General features: G+C 64.3%; 19 protein-coding genes and 1 tRNA gene. 7 read left to right on the plus strand and 13 right to left on the minus strand.

The genetic code is table 11. The features are described 5' to 3' along the window. Positions 1–47 precede the first annotated feature (47 nt). The 7 genes from NKI31_RS20620 to NKI31_RS20650 all read right to left on the minus strand — a co-directional run bounded on the left by NKI31_RS20620 (position 48) and on the right by NKI31_RS20650 (position 5,595). A complete protein-coding gene (locus NKI31_RS20620; RefSeq protein ID WP_023689223.1) occupies positions 48–500 on the minus strand; it encodes a DoxX family protein in 453 nt (150 codons plus the stop codon). A gap of 327 nt (positions 501–827) precedes the next feature. Next, a complete protein-coding gene (locus NKI31_RS20625; protein ID WP_352652441.1) occupies positions 828–1,829 on the minus strand; it encodes an Ldh family oxidoreductase in 1,002 nt (333 codons plus the stop codon). A gap of 112 nt (positions 1,830–1,941) precedes the next feature. Further along, on the minus strand, positions 1,942–2,751 hold the full coding sequence (locus NKI31_RS20630) for an ABC transporter permease (RefSeq protein WP_352652442.1): 810 nt from the start codon (positions 2,749–2,751) through the stop codon (positions 1,942–1,944). Then, positions 2,751–3,416 (minus strand): ABC transporter permease, encoded by a 666-nt coding sequence (locus tag NKI31_RS20635; RefSeq protein WP_032893169.1) that lies wholly within the window; start codon positions 3,414–3,416, stop codon positions 2,751–2,753. The genes NKI31_RS20630 and NKI31_RS20635 overlap by 1 nt, the downstream gene beginning before the upstream one ends. Before the next feature lie 208 nt (positions 3,417–3,624). Beyond that, a complete protein-coding gene (locus NKI31_RS20640; protein ID WP_023671323.1) occupies positions 3,625–4,425 on the minus strand; it encodes a transporter substrate-binding domain-containing protein in 801 nt (266 codons plus the stop codon). A 54-nt stretch (positions 4,426–4,479) separates the two neighbouring features. Continuing rightward, positions 4,480–5,295, minus strand: a complete 816-nt coding sequence (locus NKI31_RS20645; RefSeq protein WP_352652443.1) for an ABC transporter ATP-binding protein — start codon at positions 5,293–5,295, stop codon at positions 4,480–4,482. 144 nt (positions 5,296–5,439) lie between these two features. Then, positions 5,440–5,595: a hypothetical protein gene (locus NKI31_RS20650; protein ID WP_196813600.1), complete on the minus strand. Its 156-nt coding sequence runs from the start codon at positions 5,593–5,595 to the stop codon at positions 5,440–5,442. On the opposite strand from NKI31_RS20650, the gene NKI31_RS20655 reads away from it, so the two are divergent. From NKI31_RS20655 to NKI31_RS20670, 4 genes are all read left to right on the plus strand, one after another. Then, a complete protein-coding gene (locus tag NKI31_RS20655) occupies positions 5,522–6,394 on the plus strand; it encodes a dimethylarginine dimethylaminohydrolase family protein (RefSeq protein ID WP_352652444.1) in 873 nt (290 codons plus the stop codon). The genes NKI31_RS20650 and NKI31_RS20655 overlap by 74 nt on opposite strands. Beyond that, the gene (locus tag NKI31_RS20660; protein ID WP_352652445.1) at positions 6,364–7,032 is read left to right on the plus strand and encodes a TetR family transcriptional regulator C-terminal domain-containing protein; all 669 of its coding nucleotides are present in this window, start codon (positions 6,364–6,366) and stop codon (positions 7,030–7,032) included. Before NKI31_RS20655 ends, NKI31_RS20660 begins: the two co-directional genes overlap by 31 nt. Further along, positions 7,029–8,609: a 5-guanidino-2-oxopentanoate decarboxylase gene (locus NKI31_RS20665; RefSeq protein ID WP_352652446.1), complete on the plus strand. Its 1,581-nt coding sequence runs from the start codon at positions 7,029–7,031 to the stop codon at positions 8,607–8,609. Before NKI31_RS20660 ends, NKI31_RS20665 begins: the two co-directional genes overlap by 4 nt. Before the next feature lie 188 nt (positions 8,610–8,797). Next, positions 8,798–9,505: an SDR family NAD(P)-dependent oxidoreductase gene (locus tag NKI31_RS20670; RefSeq protein ID WP_352652447.1), complete on the plus strand. Its 708-nt coding sequence runs from the start codon at positions 8,798–8,800 to the stop codon at positions 9,503–9,505. A gap of 136 nt (positions 9,506–9,641) precedes the next feature. Here the strand turns inward: NKI31_RS20670 and NKI31_RS20675 are convergent, their stop codons facing one another. The 4 genes from NKI31_RS20675 to aroA form a co-directional block, all read right to left on the minus strand. Then, positions 9,642–10,463 carry an MOSC domain-containing protein gene (locus tag NKI31_RS20675; RefSeq protein WP_352652448.1) on the minus strand — a complete coding sequence of 274 codons (822 nt, stop codon included), beginning with the start codon at positions 10,461–10,463 and terminating at the stop codon, positions 9,642–9,644. Between the two features lie 249 nt (positions 10,464–10,712). Next, positions 10,713–12,410: a 30S ribosomal protein S1 gene (gene rpsA / locus NKI31_RS20680; RefSeq protein WP_023671316.1), complete on the minus strand. Its 1,698-nt coding sequence runs from the start codon at positions 12,408–12,410 to the stop codon at positions 10,713–10,715. A gap of 204 nt (positions 12,411–12,614) precedes the next feature. Further along, a complete protein-coding gene (gene cmk / locus NKI31_RS20685; protein ID WP_352652449.1) occupies positions 12,615–13,259 on the minus strand; it encodes a (d)CMP kinase in 645 nt (214 codons plus the stop codon). 258 nt (positions 13,260–13,517) lie between these two features. Next, positions 13,518–14,876 carry a 3-phosphoshikimate 1-carboxyvinyltransferase gene (gene aroA, locus NKI31_RS20690; protein WP_352652450.1) on the minus strand — a complete coding sequence of 453 codons (1,359 nt, stop codon included), beginning with the start codon at positions 14,874–14,876 and terminating at the stop codon, positions 13,518–13,520. Positions 14,877–15,082: 206 nt separating this feature from the next. Here aroA and NKI31_RS20695 point away from each other — a divergent pair, with 206 nt between their 5' ends. The 3 genes from NKI31_RS20695 to NKI31_RS20705 all read left to right on the plus strand — a co-directional run bounded on the left by NKI31_RS20695 (position 15,083) and on the right by NKI31_RS20705 (position 16,216). Beyond that, positions 15,083–15,475, plus strand: a complete 393-nt coding sequence (locus NKI31_RS20695) for a TIGR02300 family protein (RefSeq protein ID WP_023683538.1) — start codon at positions 15,083–15,085, stop codon at positions 15,473–15,475. Between the two features lie 173 nt (positions 15,476–15,648). Then, a tRNA-Ala gene (locus tag NKI31_RS20700) sits at positions 15,649–15,724 on the plus strand. 102 nt (positions 15,725–15,826) lie between these two features. Next, positions 15,827–16,216, plus strand: coding sequence for a hypothetical protein (locus tag NKI31_RS20705; protein ID WP_023683541.1), 390 nt, complete (start codon positions 15,827–15,829; stop codon positions 16,214–16,216). Between the two features lie 47 nt (positions 16,217–16,263). On the opposite strand, the gene NKI31_RS20710 is transcribed toward NKI31_RS20705, so the two are convergent. Together NKI31_RS20710 and NKI31_RS20715 are read right to left on the minus strand one after the other, a co-directional pair. Beyond that, positions 16,264–17,028, minus strand: a complete 765-nt coding sequence (locus NKI31_RS20710) for an ABC transporter ATP-binding protein (protein ID WP_023671311.1) — start codon at positions 17,026–17,028, stop codon at positions 16,264–16,266. 24 nt (positions 17,029–17,052) lie between these two features. Beyond that, complete coding sequence (locus tag NKI31_RS20715; RefSeq protein WP_023671310.1) at positions 17,053–18,051, minus strand: ABC transporter substrate-binding protein; 999 nt, start codon at positions 18,049–18,051, stop codon at positions 17,053–17,055. Positions 18,052–18,091 lie beyond the last annotated feature (40 nt).

Below are 18,091 nucleotides of genomic sequence, written 5' to 3' on the forward strand. Positions count from 1 at the left end.
AAAGGCAAAGGGTGACGCGTCGTCGCTGCCACCCTCTTATAGACCCTTCAGAACGCCTTGCCGATGCGCGCGTCGACCGACTGGCGGTTGCCGCCGCGGATAACGAAGAACAGCAGGATCGCCGCCCATAGAAGCGACTTTTCAGCGCCGGAAAAGCCCTGGCCGACAGTGATCCAGTGGAACCAGACGGTGACCAGCAGCACGATCATGCCGGCAAAGGCGGCGGGCCGAGTCAACAGGCCGATGGCGATCAGAATGCCGCCGAAGAATTCGGTGCAGGACAAAAGCAACGACCAGAACGCGCCGGGATAGAAGCCGAGGCCTTCGACCATCTCGGCGGCGCCGAAAGGGTTGGTGATCTTCTGCGAGCCGTGAATGGTGAGAAACCCGCCGGCGACGACGCGCAGAAGGGTTTCGGCGCCATCATGCAGCGACGAATACAGGCGGCCAAACACCGGAACGATAAGTTTGCCGCGGGAAGCGTCGGTGGTTGCGGACATCGTAGCTCCTGTTGTTGTGACGATCCCTTGCAAACGCCCGATGGTTCCCGGCAAGTCAAGTTAACAAAAGTTAACTTCCGCCATCATGTTTTAGCACACAGAGCGCGAACGCAGAAAACCCCGCCGAAGCGGGGTTTTCCGGGTGACGCAACGGTCGAGACAGAGCGCAACGGGGCGGATAAGCTGAGACGGCATACGCCCGCCCGGGCCCTGGACGTATCCGACAGAAGACACCGACCGGGCAAACCCGACCCGGCAGCTATTGGTCGTTGCGATCGGTAGAAAGGTTCAGCCAGGTCGCGTAAAATTCGTTGTCGCAGGACTGCTTCAGCCCGAGTAGCGCTCGGCGAATTCGGAAATGCGCTGCACCACGGCTTTGGAGGCATTGATGCCCCGCGCCTGCGCCTTCTCGGCCGCTTCGGCCCGCGCCCGGCCCGGCACGTGCACGCCAAAGCGCCGGCGCAGCCGGTCGAGCTGGTCCTTCATGCGCTGCTCGAAATCCGGGTCGAGCAGCTTGGGCTCGACAGCGAGCACGAACAGGCCGGTTCCGGGGCTGTCCGGTCCGCCGCTGAACCATGGCGCGTCGAGCGACCAGTTGGCGCCCGACAGGCCAGCCGCCAGCACTTCGACCATCAGCGCGATGTTGGCGCCACGCTGGCCGCCGAAGGCCAGCATGGCGCCCTTCATGGCAGCGGCCGGATCGGTGGTCGGGTTGCCGCTGGCGTCCAGCGCCCAGCCTTCGGGGATCTTCTTGCCGTCCTCGGCCGCCTTCCGGATGTTGACGAAGGCGGTGGCGCTCGACGACTGATCGATGACCAGCGGCGCGCCATCGGCGGCGGGTGCCGCAAACGACATCGGGTTGGTGCAATAGACCGGCTTGACCGAGCCCGAGCCTGCCAGCACCGCCGGCCCGTTGGTGGCGGCGAAGGAGACCAATCCCAGCTGCGCCAGACGCCCGGTGAAATAGCCTAGTGCGCCGCAGGTATAAGCGTTCTTCTGCGAGAAGATGGCGACGCCGAACAGCCTTGCCGCCTTGGCAAGGTCGTCGATGGTGCGGTCGAAGCCGGTATGGGCGAGGCCGCCACGCGCATCGGATTGATAGACGGCGAGCGCCGGCCTGGTGATCACGGGATCGGCATTGCCGTCGATGCGGCCGGCTTCCAGCGCTTCGAGGTAATCGATGAAATGGGTCAGCCCGACGCTCGAAAGCCCTTCCGCCTCGGCGGCAATGATCGAGGCCGTGAGCGACCGCGCCGCCTCCTCATTGGCGCCGGCGCCGAGTGCCGCCATCCGGCACAGCCCTGTTGCCTGGTCGAGAGAGAGTTGCATGGTGCGGACCCGATTGGTGGTGAGTGAGTAGGGAGTAGTCAGTAGGGAGTAGCGAAAGCAAGCGGTTTCCCGGTCATATGTTGACTACTCACTACTGCCTACTCACTATTCCCTAGCCCACCTTGTTCGGAATCCGCGCCTCGATCTTGCTGAATGCAAACACCAGTATGCCGGTGATGATCATGTAGATCAGCGCCAAAAGCAGCAAGGGTTCGTAGGTGAGGTAGGTGTCCTGCCGGACCTTGGACGAGACGGCGAAGATGTCGATGACGCTGATCGTCGCCACCAGCGGCGTCGACTTCAGCTGCAGCACGGTTTCGCCGGTCAGCGTCGGCAGCGCCCGGTAGATGGCCTGCGGCAGCCAGATGCGGCGGAAAATCTTCCAGCGGCTCATGCCGAAGGCGCGGGCTGCCTCGAGCTGCCCCTTCGGCACGCCAGCAAAGGCGCCGCGCATCACCTCGCCCTCATAGCCGGCGAAGGACAAGGTCAACGCCAGCACGCCATAGGGCCAGGCTTGCCTGAGATACGGCCACATCCAGGATTCGCGGATCCACGGATATTGCGGAAACAGCGAGCCGAGCCCGTAATAGAGCAGCCACAGCTGGATCAGCAGCGGCGTGCCCCTGATGACGGTGCAGAATGTCCTGGCGGGCGCGGAAAACCAGAACGGGCCGGCGGCCTGCGCCAGCCCGAGCGGCACGGCGAGCAGGAAGCCGAGAAAGCAGGTGACGGCCAGGATCCACAGCGACCGCCAGATGCCGAGAAGCCCCATTTCATAATATTGCGGCAGCCAGTCCCAGCGCATGAAGAAGGCTGCACCGAAAACCAGCGCGATCGCGACCAGGATCAGCACGATGCGATGCGGCTGCAGCCACAGCGACGTGCGCGCGGCAGCGTTGATGATGGTCGCTTCTCCGGCCATCAGCGCGCATCCTTGAGCGACGGCATACCGCGCCGCGACCAGGCCTCGAGACGGCCGATGAGCAGGTTGGAGACCAGCGACAAGATGAGATAGAGCACGCCCGCGGCGAAAAAGAAGGTGAAATAGGCTTTGGTGACGCCCGCCGCCTGCCGCGTCGCCAGCGCCAGCTCGTAAAAGCCGACGACCGCCAGAAGGGCCGTATCCTTGGTGGCGATCAGCCACAGATTGGCGAGCCCGGGTATGGCGAAGGGCAGCATCGCCGGCAAGGTGATGCGCCGCAGCATGAGCCCGGGTGACATGCCATAGGCGCGGGCGGCTTCGATCTGGCCCTGCGGTATGGCCAGGATGGCGCCACGAATCACTTCGGTCGAATAGGCGCCCTGGACAAAGCCGAGCACGGCGATGCCTGCCGCAAGGCCGCTGACGTCGACGCGCTGGTAGCCCATTGCCGTCAGCGCCTGGTTAATCAGGTCTGTTCCGGCATAATAGAGCAGCAGGATCAGCACCAGTTCGGGCACGGCGCGCACGATGGTGGTGTAAACCGCCAGCAAGTCGCGTACGACCGGCCCGCCGTAAAGTTTGCCAAAGGCGCCACCGGTGCCGATCAGGAGACCAAGGACCGTGGCGCCGAGCGCGATCTCGATCGAATGGAGCAGCCCAAGCAAGAGCGTGCCGCCCCAGCCCGGCGGATTGGGCGAAAGAAGCTCGATTATGCCGGCCGCCGAGGCCGAAAGAAGTGCGTCGATCAGCGTCGCCCCCGGATTGCTGGCTTCAACCACCGCCGACGGCAGCGTCGGTGGCAGCATGTCTGGGAAAGGTCGGGCAGGAGGGGCATGGCGTTGGCGCCATGCCCCTCAGCTCATGCGAGGATCGTCAGTTCGACTGCGCGCCGCCACCACCGTAAATGTCGAAATCAAAGTATTTCTTCGATATCTCGTCATATTTGCCGTTCGAGCGGATCGCCTTGATGCCGGCGTTGATCTTGGCCTTAAGGTCGGTGTCTTCCTTGCGCACGCCGGCGCCCACACCCGGTCCGAGCACTTCGTCATCGGGAGCCACCATGCCCTTCAGATCGCAGCAGGCCTTGCCCTGGTCCGACTTCAGGAATGCGTCGAGCGCGATCGAATCCGCCTGGACGGCGTCGAGGCGGCCTGCGGCCAGATCGTTGTTGGCTTCGTCCTGCGTCTGGTATTCCTTGATCTCGGCGGCCGTGGGCCCGAAATGCTTCTTGGCATAGGCCGAATGGGTGGTCGACACCTGCACGCCGAGCACTTTGCCCTTGAGATCGTCCGGCGTGGCGCCGAATTTCTGGTCCTTCGGCCCGATGATGGCGGTCGGCGTGTTGTAGTACTTATCCGAGAAGTCGATGGTCTTCTCGCGTTCGGCAGTGATCGACATCGAACTGGCGATGACGTCGATCTTCTTGGTCGTCAGCGCCGGGATGATGCCGTCCCAGGCGACAGGCGTGATGACGCAGTCGAGCTTCTCCTCGGCGCAGACGGCGTCGATGAACTCGATTTCCCAGCCAACCCATTTGCCGGAAGCGTCCGGCGAGGTGAAGGGCGGATAGGGCTCGGCGGCGACGCCGATCTTGACCGGATCGGCCTTGGCCACGCCCATGGCGGCGACGCCGAGCAGCAGCGCTGCGGCGAATGTTTTCAGAACAGTCTTCATGTCACGACTCCCAGTTTGTTGTTGGTTCCCGGTTTTCTTCCGTCCCGGCTTGTCCTAGCCGATGTTGCGGATGAACTGCTTCAGCCTTTCGGATTTCGGTGCGCCGAATATCTGCTCCGGCGGCCCCTCTTCCTCGACCAGCCCATTGCAGAGGTAGACGACATGGGTCGCGACCTCGCGGGCGAATTTCATTTCATGCGTGACCAGCACCATGGTGCGGCCCTCGTGCGCCAGGTCGCCGATCACCTTCAGCACCTCGCCAACCAGCTCCGGGTCGAGCGCCGAGGTCGGCTCGTCGAACAGCATGACGCGCGGGTTGATGGCCAGGGCGCGGGCGATCGCCGCGCGCTGCTGCTGACCGCCGGAGAGATAGGCCGGATAGACGTCGCGCTTTTCGGCGAGGCCGACGCGCGCCAAAAGCTTTTCGGCTTCCCTGATCGCCACGTCGCGTCTTACGCCCAGAACATGCACCGGAACCTCGATGACGTTCTCGATCAGCGTCATGTGGCTCCACAGGTTGAAGTTCTGGAACACCATGCCGAGCTTGGCGCGGATGCGTTCGATCTGCCGGCGGTCGGCAGGCACGGTGTGGCCGTGGCTGTCGGCCTTGAGTTTGATCTCCTCGCCATTGACGCGGATGATGCCGCTGGTCGGATTTTCCAGGCAGTTGATGCAGCGCAGCAGCGTCGACTTGCCGGAACCCGAGCCGCCGATAATGGCGATCACCTCGCCGTCGCGCGCCGACAGCGAAACGCCTTTCAGCACATGCAGCTGGCCGAATTTCTTGTGCAGGTTCTCGACATGGATGGCCTCGGCGGCGCCGTCCTGCGCCTTGCCGGATTGGAATGCGGCGGTTCCCGCCGCGCTCACCGGGGAACCTCTGCCACAGGGTCCACGGCAGATCGTCGAACGTCTATCCGGCTAATCAACATACGCTGTAATGCCCACTCCAGACTTCAGCATGGACCCAACAGCGCGAGCCCGTCAATCCCGCTCATTACGGCACTTGCGGCCTTATTGTGCAAGTGTATAAATAGCCTCCGATGAAATTTTCTCCATTTTTTTCACCTTGAACACGGCATTGAAAAGGGCACTGATGAGCGCTTTCGGATCACAGTCCATGGCGGCGCCGTTGCGGCGCGTGCTGATGCGGTCGGCGGCCAATGCCATGCGCGGTGCCGACCGGGCTACCTGGCACTATGGCCCGGGTTTCGACCCGGCGAAAGCGGCGGCGCAGCACGCGGCTCTCGCTGAGCTGGTGACGGCGTCCGGCGCCGAAATCGAATGGATCGATGACAATGCCGACGGGCTGTCGGATTCCGTATTCACCCACGATCCGTCACTGATGACCGACCGCGGCGCGCTGATCCTGTCCATGGGCAAGCCACTGCGCGCAAGGGAGCCATCGCTGCATGAGGAAACCTACACACGCCTGGGTATTCCTATCCTCGGCCGCGTCGAGGCTCCCGGCCAGGTCGAAGGCGGCGATTGCGTATGGCTGGATAAAAACACGCTGGTAATCGGGCGCGGGGTGCGCTCCAACCAGGAAGGCATACAGCAGGTTTCCAACCTGCTGACGCCGCTCGGCATTTCCGTCTACGGCTTCGATCTGCCGCTGTGGCAGGGCGAGGAGGCGTGCCTGCATCTGATGTCGGTGATCAGCCCGCTGGCCGACGACCTGGCCCTGATCTATTCACCGCTTTTGCCGGCGCCGTTCTATCAGTTGCTGAAGGCGCGCGGCATCCGGCTGGTGGAAGGCGACGCCGAAGAGTTTGCCGCGTCCAACGGCCTCAGCCTGAACGTGCTGCCGACCAGCCCGCATAAGGTCATTGCCGTCGCCGGCTTTCCCAAGACCAAGGCCGCGATGGAAGCCGCCGGCTGCACGGTTCAAATCTTCGAGGCGGATGCCCTCTGCATCGCCTGCGAAGGTGGGCCGACATGCCTGACGCGGCCCATCCTGCGGCAATGAATGAGCGCCGCAAGTTCCGCCGCGAGGGCGAGGAGCGGCGGCGGCAGGATTTGATCGACGCGACCCTGGACAGCGTGGCCGAACATGGGCTGGAGGGCGCCAGCCTGCGCACCATCGCACTGCGCGCCGGTGTCACCGCCGGGCTGATCCGGCACTATTTCCCCGGCAAGGAAGACTTGCTGCAGGAAGCGTACGCGGCGCTGATGGGCCGCATGACCGAGCAGGCGAAGGCGGCATTGCTCATGGAAGACGCCTCGCCGCGCCAGCGCCTTGCGGCCTTCGTCACCGCCAACCTCAACGTGCCGATCATCGATGCACGCGTGTTTTCGCTTTGGGCAACCTTCATCGGCCGCGCCGGCGCGGATCCGAGCCTGGCTCGCGCCCACCGCGAAGGCTATCTTGGCTTTCGCAACGAGGTGGAAGCAGTCGTTGCCGAAGTGCTCGGCGCCGAGCAGCGCAGGCCAAACGCAAATGAACTGCGCCGCCACGCCATTGCCATCAACGCGATCATCGACGGGCTCTGGATCGAAGGCTGTCTGGCCGCAGAGATGTTCTCGCCTGGCGAATTGGCGGCGATCGGCGTCAAAGCCATAGAGGCCGAGCTCGGCCTCGTGCCGCAAAAGGGAGAGAAGCCATGACCACCATCGGCGAAGCGCTGATCACGCTGCTCGAAGCGCATGGCGTCGATACCGTTTTCGGCATTCCTGGCGTCCACACTGTCGAGCTCTACCGCGGGCTGGCGCGCTCGAAGATACGCCATGTCACGCCGCGTCACGAACAGGGCGCCGGCTTCATGGCCGACGGCTATGCCCGCGCCAGCGGCCGGCCGGGCGTTGCCTTTGTCATCACCGGACCGGGGCTGACCAACACCATCACCGCAATGGGCCAGGCGCGCGCCGATTCGGTGCCGATGCTGGTGATTTCGGGCGTCAACGCGATGCCGACGCTGGGAAAGGGGCTGGGCTTCCTGCACGAACTGCCGGACCAGCGCGGCATGATGGAGAAGGTGGCGCTGTTTTCGCAGCGTGTCACCGAGGCCAGCGAATTGCCTGGCGCTTTGGCGCGGGCCTTCGCGCTGTTTTCGTCGTCGCGGCCAGGCCCCGTCCATATCGAGATCCCGACCGACGTCATGGTCAAACCGGCCGACGGCATCGCTGCTTCGCTCACCAATGCAGCGCCGCCGGCGCCGGATGGCGCGGCCATTGCCGAGGCAGCCAAACTGATCGCAGCCGCGCGCCGGCCGCTGATCCTTGCCGGTGGCGGCGCCAAGCGCGCCGAACAGCCACTGCAGCGCCTGGCCGAGCGGCTCGGCGCACCTGTCGTCCAGACCGCCAATGCGCGCGGTCTGCTGCACGCGCATCCGCTTTGCGTGCCGGCCAGCCCCAGCCTGAAGGCGGTGCGTGCGCTGATGGCATACGCGGATCTGGTCATCGCCGCCGGCACCGAATTCGGCCCGACCGACTATGACGGTTACAGCGACGGCGGCTTCGTTCTGCCCGCCAATCTGATCCGCATCGATGTCGGCGCCGACCAGCTCGCCCGCCGCCCGGTGAGCGTCGGCATCCAGGCCGATTGCGCGGAGGCGCTTGGTGCGCTGCTTGGCGCGCTCCACCCTGATCATGCCGCATCGAAGGACGGCGAGAGCCGCGCAGCCGCGTCGAGGAAGGCGGCCTTTGCCGAGCTCAGCCCGGCCTATGCCGCGCAGGTGCGTGCGGTGGAAACCATCCGCGACGCGCTGCCGGGCGCCATCATCGTCGGCGATTCGACGCAGCCGATCTACGCCGCCAACCTTTACTACGACCATGACCGGCCAGGCGGCTGGTTCAACGCCGCCACCGGTTTCGGCGCGCTCGGCTACGGACCGCCGGCGGCGATCGGCGCAGCCCTTGCCATGCCCGGCGTGCCGGTGGTCTGCCTCACCGGCGACGGCGGCTTCCAGTTCACCTTGCCGGAGCTGGGCGCGGCGCTCGATGCACCCGCACCGGTCATCTTCGTCGTCTGGAACAACAGAGGCTATCGCGAGATCGAAACGTCGATGCTCGATGTCGGCGTCGAGCCGGTCGGCGTGTCCCCGGCGCCGCCGGATTTCTGCAAGCTGGCCGAGGCCTATGGTATTGCCTCCGAGCGGCTTGCCGGTACTGCCGGTATCGCCGATGCGCTCAAGCGCGCACGCGCAACCAGACTGCCGCACGTCATCGAAATCACCATCGACTGACGCCTGGCCGCGCGCCGTACGTCCATGCGCGGGGGTCGGAAGGGGCGGTCGGCGGCTTCGAGCGATGCAAAGACGCAACAACTGCCATGTCGAGATGTCGGTTGAGTGATCGTGCAAAAGGCGCGACGCTCTGCGTCGGGTCGGCACGACAAGCGACATAATCATAAGAAACGACAGGAGCGTCCAGGATGACGGAAACAGTTCAGGGCAAGCATATCGTGGTGACCGGTGGCACCGGGGCGCTGGGTGCCGCGGTCGTCGGCAAATTGCTGGCGGACGGCGCGATCTGCCATGTGCCCAATGCCCACGCGTCGGCCCCCTCGCATTTCCCCTTCACGGCCCATGATCGCGTCCGGCTGGCGCATAATGTCGATCTCGCCGATCCTGCCAAGGTCGATGCCTTCTATGACAGCGTCCCCGAATTGTGGGCTTCCATCCATCTGGCCGGCGGCTTTGCCGCAGCCCCGGTCGAGAAGATCGAATCCGCATCCTTTGCCGAAATGATGGACACCAACGCCCGCACCGCCTTTCTGTGCTGCCGCGCGGCAGTGCGCTCCATGCTGGGCTCGAACACAGCGGGCCGCATCGTCAATGTCACGGCACGCGCCGGGCTCGACCCGCGCCGAGGCGCCGGCATGGTCGCCTATACCGCGAGCAAAGCGGCAGTGGCGGCGATGACCGTGGCGATGGCGGAAGAGCTGAAGCACAAAGGCATACTGGTCAACGCGGTAGCGCCCTCGACGCTCGATACGCCGGCCAACCGCGCCGACATGCCGGATTCCGATTTCGGCAAATGGGTCAGCCTCGAAGCCGCCGCCGAGGCAATCGCCTATCTGGCATCACCGGCCAATCTGGCAATGAGCGGAACGCTGGCGCCACTTTACGGCCGCGCCTGAAGTTCCGCCGCGCAGGCGACTCATTTGGTTTGGCTTCCGATGGCGGCCTTTGCCGACCTCGCCTGATCTACAGCGGAGGTTGGCCATTCAATCATGGCGACCCGCCGACGCCTCCACGGCATTAGAAGGCCTGCGACTACGTCAGGTTCGAGACGCCCGCTTCCACGACCTCGACTGCGTCGCCGATGGCGATCGTGCCGGCGTTGTTGGGAATCGCATTCTGGCCGAAGATGATGCCGCCCTTGGCGGAGCGGTGGAGTTTGCCAAGCGTCTGCAACGGCTCGCGCGGGTCCGGCTGCTCGCCGCTCAACGGATCTCGGGTGGTGATGACGCACCGCGAGCAGGGCTTTGCGATGCGCAACTCGACAGCGCCGATGCGGATCGTCTTCCAGCTGTCTTCGGCCCATGCGCCGTCTGCGTCGACGACGATGTTTGGCCGGAACCGCGCCATCTCGATGGGCCTGGCAAGATGGCTGTTCAGATGGTTCAGCGAGCCTGTCGTGGCGATCAGCAGCGGAAAACCGTCGGCAAAGCCGACGAAATCGCCGGGCTGGCCGAATTCCGCATCGACCGGCCGGTTTTGCGGATCGTCGAAATAGACGAGATCGACAGGCCGGCCAAGAATAGCCGAGAGATAGGCGCCGGCGGCCGGATCGCCCGGCCGCGCGGCAGCCATATCCTTCCAGATCTTGACTTGCCGGAGCGCGGTGCCGGGAGCCGGAGCCTCGACGAAGTGCGAGCCATGCCTGTCATGTTTCAACAGGATGCCCGTTCCGCGATGCTCGACGTCGACCGTCGTCATATCAGGTATCTGGCGAATGGTGAGGAACTGCCCATCCTTGTCGACGACCATCCAGCGGCGGTCGCCTTCCATGCCCATTGTCTCGATGTCGGCGCTCGGCACGGCATGGCCGCGCAGGCTCTTGACCGGATAGCGATAGAGTTCGACGACCTTCATCGCGCATGCTTCTCCGTTGCCCGAAGGGCCGGACTTCCGTGTTTACGTCTGCAACGACAGCCGAGCCTACAGCCGCGCATGCGGAATTGAAGGGGGTTCCGCCGTCTTTGTCTTGTGCCAACCGAGTCGCCGAGCATGAAAAAACCCGCGAGCCTTGCGGCCCGCGGGTTTTCTTGTTCAAGCCGCGCGTGAGGCGCAGCCGAGGTTTACGCTTGCGCGAAGCGGCTTACGCGCTGCGCGCGAAGCGGCTTAGCTGCCCTGCTTCTTCAGCGCGGCGCCAAGGATGTCACCCAGCGAAGCGCCGGAGTCGGTAGAGCCGTACTGTGCGACGGCTTCCTTCTCTTCCGCGATTTCCAGCGCCTTGATCGAGACCTGCAGCTTGCGGGTCTTCTTGTCGAAGGCGATGACGCGGGCGTCCAGTTTCTGGCCGACCGAGAAGCGCTCGGGGCGCTGCTCGTCACGGTCACGGCTGAGGTCGTTGCGCTTGATGAAGGTCTCGATGCCGCTGTCGACCAGCCGCACTTCCAGACCGCCATCCTTGATGCCGGTGACTTCGCAGGTGACCACCGCGTTCTTGCGCAGTTCGCCTGAAGTCGCGGCTTCGCCGACCGTGTCCTTGGCCAGTTGCTTGATGCCGAGCGAGATGCGCTCCTTGTCGATGTCGACGTCGAGCACCTGCGCCTTGACCATGTCGCCGCGATTGTACTCTTCAATGACCTGCTCGCCCGGACGGGTCCAGTCGAGGTCGGAAAGGTGCACCATGCCGTCCACGTCGCCTTCGAGGCCGATGAACAGGCCGAACTCGGTCTTGTTCTTGACCTCGCCCTCGACCTGGCTGCCGACCGGATGGCTCGCGGCAAAAGCCTGCCACGGGTTTTCCAGCGTCTGCTTGAGGCCGAGCGAGATGCGGCGCTTGGCCGGATCGACCTCGAGCACGACAACGTCGACTTCCTGCGTCGTCGACAGGATCTTGCCGGGGTGCACGTTCTTCTTGGTCCACGACATTTCCGAAACGTGGATGAGGCCTTCGATGCCCGGCTCCAGCTCGACGAACGCGCCGTAGTCGGTGATGTTGGTGACGGTACCCTTGATCTTCTTGCCGATCGGGAACTTGGTGCCGATCTCGGACCACGGATCGCTCTCGAGCTGCTTCATGCCGAGCGAGATGCGGTGGGTTTCCTGGTTGATGCGGATGATCTGCACCTTGACTGTCTGACCGATGTTGAGGATTTCGGTCGGATGGTTGACGCGGCGCCATGCCATGTCGGTGACATGCAGCAGGCCATCGATGCCGCCGAGGTCGACGAACGCACCGTAGTCGGTGATGTTCTTGACGACGCCTTCGACAACCTGGCCCTCTTCGAGGTTCTGCACGATTTCCGAACGCTGTTCGGCGCGGCTTTCCTCGAGCACGGTGCGGCGCGACACAACGATGTTGCCGCGGCGGCGATCCATCTTGAGGATCTCGAAGGGCTGCGGGTTGTGCATCAGCGGGGAGACATCGCGGATCGGGCGGATATCGACCTGGCTGCGCGGCAGAAAGGCCACGGCGCCGTCGAGGTCGACAGTGAAGCCGCCCTTGACCTGGTTGAAGATGACGCCTTCGACGCGCTCACCCTTGGTGAACTTCTCTTCGAGCTTGACCCAGCTCTCTTCGCGGCGGGCTTTGTCGCGCGACAGGACGGCTTCGCCCAGCGCGTTTTCGATGCGCTCGACCATGACCTCGACCGTGTCGCCGACCTTGAGCGTCGAGTCCTTGCCCTTGACGCCGAATTCCTTCAGCGGCACGCGGCCTTCGACCTTGAGGCCGACATCGATGATGGCCATGTCTTTTTCGATCGCCAGGATCGTGCCCTTGACGACCTGACCTTCGCCGGAGTGACCGGTGGTAAATGATTCTTCGAGCAGGCTCGCGAAATCGTCGCGAGTGGGATTTGCAGCTGACATATTTTCTCCTGGAGTGCCCCGCATCTGAAGCGGGACGGGCGCCGTGGGTTAGCGTTGCGTTGGCCTGCCGGCGTTCCGGGCTACAAAAGCCCTAGGCCGCCTAAGCGGCAATTCCGGCGCATGAAGAATGCTGGCAGGCTGGTTCGTGCCCGATATGGGTATTTTCTTCGCTTCCGGCAATCGGTGGAGCGGGAAAACCCTGGATCAGGCTTTGTCTCTCTTGGCCAGGGCGTCGTCGATGATCGCTTTGGCCGCTAGAAACGCGGCCTCTATAGCCATTTCGGAGGTATCAAGCAAGTGCGCGTCCGCCGCCGGCTTCAGCGGCGAGTCGGCGCGGCCCATGTCGCGCTCGTCGCGGCGCACAATATCGGCAAGGATTTCGGCGAAATCGGCGGTGCCGCCGATGCTTTCGATCTCGGCCAGCCGGCGCTGCGCCCGCACTTCGGCGCTCGCCGTCACATAGAGCTTTATGTCGGCGTCAGGGCACACGACCGTGCCGATGTCGCGCCCGTCGAGCACCGCGCCTGGCGGTGTCCTGGCGAAATCGCGCTGCTTTTCGACCAGGATGCGCCGAACGGTAGGGTAAACCGCGACCTTCGAGGCCGCCTCGCCAACCGCATGCGCCGACAGCACCGCACGGTCGAGCTTTGCCAGATCGACCTGGCGTGCGGCGGTTTCGGCTGCTGAGACATTGTCGAGTGGCAGCGCGTGCCGGATCAACGCATAGGCGACGGCGCGGTAGGTGAGGCCGGTGTCGAGCAGGTTGAGGCGGTAGTGGTCGGCCAGACGTCGGGCCAGCGTGCCTTTGCCGGCGCCGGCGGGTCCGTCGATGGCTATGGTGAAGGTCATTGGCGGGCCAACACAATCGAAAGGCTCGATGAAAAAGACAGACGCCGCGATCCTTCGCGCCCCCCTCTGTCCTGCCGGACATCTCCCCCTCCAGGGGGGAGATCAGAAGCTTCTGCGCCCCACTCTTTCCTGCAATTTCGAAAACTGGCGAAAGCCGCTGTGACGGCCGATCTCCCCCCTTGAGGGGGAGATGTCCGGCAGGACAGAGGGGGGCGCTGTCCCGCCGACATCTCTGCTTGCTTTGCGCTTGGCATCAACCTACCCGATCTCCGCACCGAGCCCCGTCATCAGACCCATGAACTCCGGGAAACTCGTCGCGATCATGGCGGCGTCGTCGATGGTCACCGGCTTTTCCGTTGCCAGCCCCATCACCAGGAAGCTCATGGCGATACGATGGTCGAGATGCGTCTGCACCGTCGTGTCCTGGCCGTTGGGATGGCCGCCCAGCCCCTTGCCGCCGGGCTTTCCGCGCACCGCGAGCGAAGCTTCGCCTTCGGTGCAGTCGACGCCGTTGAGCTTCAGCCCATTGGCAACCGCTGCCAGTCGGTCGGATTCCTTCACCCGCAGCTCTTCCAGCCCCTGCATCAACGTCTCGCCCTCGGCGAAGCTCGCGGCAACTGCCAGCACCGGATATTCGTCGATCATCGACGGCGCCCGCTCGGGCGGCACGGTGACGCCCTTGAGCTCGGAGTAGCGCACGCGCAGATCGGCGACATCCTCGCCGCCGGCATTGCGCGGGTTCAAGATGTCGATCTGGCCGCCCATTTCCTGCAGTGTCAAAAGCAGGCCTGTGCGGGTCGGGTTCATCAGCACGTTCTCGATGAGGATGTCCGAACCCGGCACGATCAGTGCCGCGACCAGAGGGAAGCCGGCCGAGGACGGGTCGCCCGGCACGGCGATGATCTGTCCCGTCAGCTTGCCCTGGCCTTCGATGAAGATATGGCGCACGCCGCGCTCGTCGGTCTCGACCGAGAGATTGGCGCCAAATCCCCTAAGCATCTTTTCGGTATGATCGCGCGTCATCACCGGCTCGATCACGGTGGTGATGCCGGGCGTGTTGAGGCCTGCCAGCAGCACGGCCGACTTCACCTGCGCCGAGGCCATCGGCACGCGGTAGGTAATGGGTGCGGCGTGTTTCGGCCCATGCAGCGTGATCGGCATGCGGTCGCCCGGCGTCGCCTTCAGCACCTGCACGCCCATCTGGCGCAAGGGTTCGAGCACGCGGCCCATCGGCCGTCCCGACAGCGATGCGTCGCCGATGAAGGTCGTTTCCATGTCGTAAGTGCCGACGAGGCCCATTGTGAGGCGGGAGCCGGTACCGGCATTGCCGAAATCGAGCGGGCCTTCCGGCTGCAGCAGCGCGCCATTGCCGGTGCCGCGGATCACCCACTCGGCGCCACGCTTCTCGATATGCGCGCCCATCGCCTTCATGGCGGCAGCCGTGCGCATCACATCCTCGCCTTCGAGCAGGCCGGTGACGCGGGTTTCGCCGGACGCGAGCCCGCCGAACATCATGGAACGGTGCGAAATCGACTTGTCGCCCGGCACCCGCGCGGTGCCGGAAAGGGCGGATGATTTGCGGGCGGTGGCCGGCTTGGCAGCGGCGGCGTGAGACATGGAATTTCCCTGGACGGAATGCCGGCGCACCGGCGCTTTTCATTTGTTGCGGCGGTCTCGTATCACGGCGGGGGGAAATGGTCATCCCCATGGTCGTCGCTTGGCGCGAGGCCTTTCAGTGCTTGGTTTTGTGACGCCGGCTTTTCGCTTTGACAGCGCGGTAAACTGTGGTTAAGGGGACCACTCTTTTACTGACGAGGCTTGACGTGGCAAAAAACGAACTTGGCACAAAGCGTGTCGACCCTGAAACGGGCCGAAAATTCTACGACCTGAACAAGGACCCTATCGTCTCGCCCTATACGGGCAAGACGTATCCGCGTTCCTATTTCGAGGACGGCAAGATCGCCGCCCTCGAAGAGGAAGAGGAAGTGGCCGAGAAGGAAGTGGACGCCGAGGAAGAAGAAGGCGTTGAAGTCGTCTCGCTTGAAGAGGCCGACGAAGACGTCAAGGCCGGCGACGAGCTTCCCGATCTGGGCGACGACGAGGACGATGTCGATCTAGGCGACGATGAGGACGATACTTTCCTTGCCGACGAAGAGGAAGAAGACGACGACGTCGCCGACATGATCGGCGTCGGCGACGACGACGACGAAGTCTAAGAACGCTTCGAACGCATGCATTTAGCGGCGTTGACGGGCTATGACGAAAAAGCGGCCCTCGAAGGCTTGATCTTCAGGGAAGGCGGGGTTAGAAGCCGCCTGCACTAAACGGCGCGGTCCTGAAACCCGCGCCGGACCTCTCGCCGGCAACGGCGACGGCTGACTGCCGGAGTGGGGCCATAGCTCAGTTGGGAGAGCGCTTGAATGGCATTCAAGAGGTCGTCGGTTCGATCCCGATTGGCTCCACCAAACAGTCTTTTTCCGACGCTCGGTTTCGCGGCATTCGCGCTTGTCGCCTGCCAGTCGGCGCCTGAACCATCATCGCCGCCGCCAACGCCCGCACCTCAGCCCATGGCGCCTGCCGCGATCTCTGCTCCTGATGGTGCGGCGGTCCTCGATCCATCCGTGCGGGTTATGCCGCCCGGCGAAGGCGTCCCGGCCAAATATGTCGCGTTTTCCGGCATATGGGGCGGACAGCTGGACGGGATGTATGACGGCAAGCTCGCCGTGCTGACGATTACGCGCGGCGGCAATGTCACCGCCACCTATGCCTGGGGCGATGTCGCCGACAACAAACCGGGCGTGGCCGACGGCGAAGGCAAGATTTTCGGCAACACGTTGAAACTGCGGCGCCTTCCCAATGGCGCGGACGTCAGCGCGGTCATTCAGGCGGACGGAACGCTGGCCGTCACCTATGGGCTTGCCGACCGAACCTATACGGGCACGTTCACCAAGCAATAATCGCGAGAGCTAATCTTCCGGGGGAGCCACGGCTGGCCCCTTCCCGATCAGTGCAGGCCGAATTCGCGCAGCAGTTCTTCGCGATAGCGCACGAAGCGGCTCTCGCTGCGCTCGCGCGGGCGTGGCAGGTCGATGTCGATCAACCGCGCCGCGCCGCCTTTCTCCTTGGGCAGGATCAGCACCCGGTCGGCAAGATAGATCGCCTCCTCCAGATCGTGGGTGACCATCACCATGGTGACGTTCTCCTCGCTCCAGATGCGCGCCAGTTCCTCCTGCATGCCTATCTTGGTCATGGCGTCCAGCGCCCCCAGCGGCTCGTCGAGCAGAAGGATCTCGGGCTGCACGGTGAGCGCCCGGGCGATGCCGACGCGCTGCGCCATGCCGCCGGAAAGCTGGCTCGGAAAAGCATCGGCGAATTCAGCAAGGCCGACCAGTGCGACGTAGAAGCGGGCGCGTTCCTCGGCTTGTCTCTTGGGAACGCCACGCACTTCGAGGCCGAAGGCGACATTGCCGAGCACGCTGAGCCAGGGCAGCAGCCGCGGCTCCTGGAAAATCACGGCACGCTCGGCGCCGACGCCATGCACCGGCTGGCCGTCGATCGCGACACCGCCGCTGTCGGCCGCCTCCAGCCCGGCCAGAATACGCAGCAGCGTGGTCTTGCCGGAGCCGCTGGCGCCGACGATGACCAGGCATTCCCCCGAACGAATGTCGAGGTTGAGCGTCCGCAGCACGGCAAGCTGGCGCCCGCCGAGGCTGAAGGATTTGGACAGGTCGCGGATCGAGACCTCTCCGCCACGGTTGGAACCGGCCATCTTGTCTCTCAGCTATTTCAAAGCTCAGTTGATCTTGGTTTCGCCGGGCCGGTACAGGATGTCGGCGGCTTTCAGCTTGCCCTTGGCCAGACGGCCGTCGCGCTCCAGCACCGCGACCCAGAAGTCGATGTCGCGATCGGTCGCCTGCGCACCTTCGCGCAGACCAAAGCCGGTCCAGTAGCGGGCGAGATCGCCGTTTTCGCCGCGCTTGTCGAGGATAGTGGCCAGCACCTTGCGGGCTTCGTCCGGGTTCTGGCGCGACCAGTCCGAGGCGCGCGCCGACTGTTCGACGAAGTTGCGCGCCGCATCCGGGTTGGCGGCAATGAAGTCGCGCCTGAGTACGACGAAGCCGCCGGCGAGTTCGCCGAGCACCTGGGTGTCGTCGAACACGCCGCGCACGCCGCCGTTGGCGACCAGCGCGCCGGCAAAGGTCGCCTGCCAGTAGCCGAGGCCGGCAATATCGACCTGGCGCGAGCGCAGCGTCTGCTCAAGCTGCGGGCCGGGCACGACAATGAGGTTGGCGGCGGTCGGCGGCAGGCCGACGCTGTGCAGGGCCTCACGCACCGTATAGTCGAGATGAGCGCCGAGCGTGTTGACCGAGATGGTCTTGCCGGCAATGTCGGCGATCGATTTGATCGGGCTGTCTTCCAGCACGTAAAAGACGCTCTTCACATCCTTGTTGATGCCGTTGCTCGGATACGCCGCGACGAAATCGTTGCCGCCCGAGATCGAGTTGATCACCGCCGCGGTGGCGGCCGAGCCGATGTCGACGCTGCCGGAAGACAGCGCAAACAGCGATTCCGGTCCGCCCGAGGAATAGCCGACATTCTCCAGCTCGACGCCGAGCCCTTTGAAGTAGCCAAGCTCGTCGGCCAGCTCGTGCGGGGAGATGCTGCCACGGCTGGCGAGGTAGCGGAACTTGACGGCTGCGGCTTGCGCAAAGGCCAGGCGCGGCAGGCCGGCGGCGATGAGGCCGGCGGCAAGCGGCGCGCCGGCAAGCAGCGAACGGCGGGTGATTTTCATGATCGGGTCCTTCCTGGAGGTAAACGGTGAGGGGCGGACT

The organism is Mesorhizobium sp. M0659 (genome assembly GCF_040320605.1).
Lineage (GTDB): Bacteria > Pseudomonadota > Alphaproteobacteria > Rhizobiales > Rhizobiaceae > Mesorhizobium.

What these genes read in the sequence shown, in the direction of transcription:
- NKI31_RS20710 (WP_023671311.1), bottom strand. Translation starts at nt 17,028, where the DNA reads ATGGCCGGTTCCAACCGTGGCGGAGAGGTCTCGATCCGCGACCTGTCC.
- cmk (WP_352652449.1), bottom strand. Translation starts at nt 13,259, where the DNA reads ATGACCTTCACCATAGCCATCGACGGACCCGCCGGCGCCGGCAAAGGC.
- aroA (WP_352652450.1), bottom strand. Translation starts at nt 14,876, where the DNA reads ATGTCTCACGCCGCCGCTGCCAAGCCGGCCACCGCCCGCAAATCATCC.
- NKI31_RS20675 (WP_352652448.1), bottom strand. Translation starts at nt 10,463, where the DNA reads ATGAAGGTCGTCGAACTCTATCGCTATCCGGTCAAGAGCCTGCGCGGC.
- NKI31_RS20715 (WP_023671310.1), bottom strand. Translation starts at nt 18,051, where the DNA reads ATGAAAATCACCCGCCGTTCGCTGCTTGCCGGCGCGCCGCTTGCCGCC.
- NKI31_RS20640 (WP_023671323.1), bottom strand. Translation starts at nt 4,425, where the DNA reads ATGAAGACTGTTCTGAAAACATTCGCCGCAGCGCTGCTGCTCGGCGTC.
- NKI31_RS20625 (WP_352652441.1), bottom strand. Translation starts at nt 1,829, where the DNA reads ATGCAACTCTCTCTCGACCAGGCAACAGGGCTGTGCCGGATGGCGGCA.
- NKI31_RS20620 (WP_023689223.1), bottom strand. Translation starts at nt 500, where the DNA reads ATGTCCGCAACCACCGACGCTTCCCGCGGCAAACTTATCGTTCCGGTG.
- NKI31_RS20630 (WP_352652442.1), bottom strand. Translation starts at nt 2,751, where the DNA reads ATGGCCGGAGAAGCGACCATCATCAACGCTGCCGCGCGCACGTCGCTG.
- NKI31_RS20660 (WP_352652445.1), top strand. Translation starts at nt 6,364, where the DNA reads ATGCCTGACGCGGCCCATCCTGCGGCAATGAATGAGCGCCGCAAGTTC.
- NKI31_RS20705 (WP_023683541.1), top strand. Translation starts at nt 15,827, where the DNA reads ATGGCGCCTGCCGCGATCTCTGCTCCTGATGGTGCGGCGGTCCTCGAT.
- rpsA (WP_023671316.1), bottom strand. Translation starts at nt 12,410, where the DNA reads ATGTCAGCTGCAAATCCCACTCGCGACGATTTCGCGAGCCTGCTCGAA.
- NKI31_RS20665 (WP_352652446.1), top strand. Translation starts at nt 7,029, where the DNA reads ATGACCACCATCGGCGAAGCGCTGATCACGCTGCTCGAAGCGCATGGC.
- NKI31_RS20670 (WP_352652447.1), top strand. Translation starts at nt 8,798, where the DNA reads ATGACGGAAACAGTTCAGGGCAAGCATATCGTGGTGACCGGTGGCACC.
- NKI31_RS20650 (WP_196813600.1), bottom strand. Translation starts at nt 5,595, where the DNA reads ATGGCATTGGCCGCCGACCGCATCAGCACGCGCCGCAACGGCGCCGCC.
- NKI31_RS20655 (WP_352652444.1), top strand. Translation starts at nt 5,522, where the DNA reads ATGAGCGCTTTCGGATCACAGTCCATGGCGGCGCCGTTGCGGCGCGTG.